Consider the following 1,558-nt stretch of genomic DNA (forward strand, 5'->3'; position numbering starts at 1 on the left):
CCTCGGTATGCGTCGGGCCCCAGATATCCTTGAGCAATTGCTGCTGGGTGATCACCCGCCCCGGATGCCGCGCCAGTTGCGCCAGCACCGCGTATTCCTTGCGGGTCAGCGCCACTTCGGCGCCGTCGAGCAACACCCGCCGATAGGCCAGATCCACGGTCAACGGGCCGAAACTCAGCGCCGCTTGCTGGGCCTCGCCAGCCGGTGCCTGGCGCAACAGGGCGCGGACCCGGGCGAGAAATTCCTGAATGCCGAACGGTTTGGTCACGTAGTCGTTGGCGCCGCCATCCAGCGCCTGGACCTTCTGCCCTTCACTGGCGCGCACCGAGAGCACCAGAACAGGCGCGGTGGCCCACTCGCGAAACTCGCGCAGCACCTGCTGGCCGTCCATGTCCGGCAGGCCGAGGTCAAGCACCAGCAGGTCCGGTTTGTTCAGCGCCGCCTGGGCCAGGCCCTCGGCGCCGGTGCCGGCCTCCAGCACTTTGTAGCCTTGTGAAGCGAGGCTGATGCGCAGGAATTTGCGGATCTGCGGTTCGTCATCGATGACCAAAATGGTCGCGGTCTGGCTCATGAATTCACATCAACACAAAAGATTGGCAAGAGAGTAGCGCAGCCGGGCTCAGGCTTCATTGTCCATCCCCGGTTGCGCCTGCAATGGCAGGTGCAGGGTGATGCTGGTGCCGCGCCCGTCGATGCCGTCGGCAACGCTGATGCGTCCGCCATGCGCGCCGACCATGCCCTGACAGATCGCCAGCCCCAGCCCCGTGCCCTGCCCGCCGCGATCACCGCGTGCGGCGGTGTAGAACATGTCGAAAATCTTCGCCCGTTCGTCCTCGGGAATCCCTGGCCCTTCATCGCTCACCGTGAAGAAGATCTCTTCATCATTGGCCCCGGCACTCAGTTGCAAGCGACCGTGGGCCGGTGAGAAGCGCGCGGCGTTTTCCAGCACATTGACCAGCGCCTGCTCGATCAGCGCCGCGTGCACGAACAGCAGCGGCAACTCGGCCGGCACATCGGTGCTGACCTGCAACGGCGCCAGCACTGCCCGCAGGCGATTGAGCGAGCTGCCGACGATGTCGGCCGGCGCCACCCAGTCCCGCGCCAGTTTCAGTGCGCCGTGGCCGAGGCGGGTCATGTCCAGCAGGTTCTGGATGTAGCGGTCGAGACGTTCGGCCTCGTCGCGGGTGCCTTCGAGCAACTCGCGACGATCCTCCAATGGAATGGCTTCGCCGAGCGCCAGCAAGCTGTCGATGCTGCCACGCATGGACGTCAACGGCGTGCGCAGATCGTGGGACACCGAGGCCAGCAGCGCGCTGCGCAATTGCTCGGTTTCACCGTGCAGGCGCGCGGCTTCCAGATCGTCCGCCAGTTGCGCCCGCGCCAGTGCCTGCGCCAGTGGCTGACTCAACGCGGTGAGCAGGCGTCGACGTTGGCCGCTCAGGGTCTGGCCCTCTTTGGCGCAGACCCCGAGCAGCGCCAGCGGCCCGTCCTCCACCGACAGCGGCCACCACCACCAGCGACCGAACGGCAGCGTGCCGGTGCCCATGCCGGCCGGTTG

General features: G+C 66.6%; 2 protein-coding genes. Both read right to left on the reverse strand.

The window, feature by feature from the left end; translation table 11 throughout:
- The coding region (locus DBR18_RS26110; protein ID WP_108592474.1) for a response regulator transcription factor at positions 1 to 571 on the reverse strand (571 nt) is incomplete at its 3' end.
- A 48-nt stretch (positions 572 to 619) separates the two neighbouring features.
- Positions 620 to 1,558 (reverse strand): sensor histidine kinase KdpD (locus DBR18_RS30015; RefSeq protein ID WP_256588979.1); only part of this gene is annotated, 939 nt, incomplete at its 5' end.

The sequence above is a fragment of the Pseudomonas sp. HMWF021 genome, from assembly GCF_003061005.1.
Classification (GTDB): domain Bacteria; phylum Pseudomonadota; class Gammaproteobacteria; order Pseudomonadales; family Pseudomonadaceae; genus Aquipseudomonas.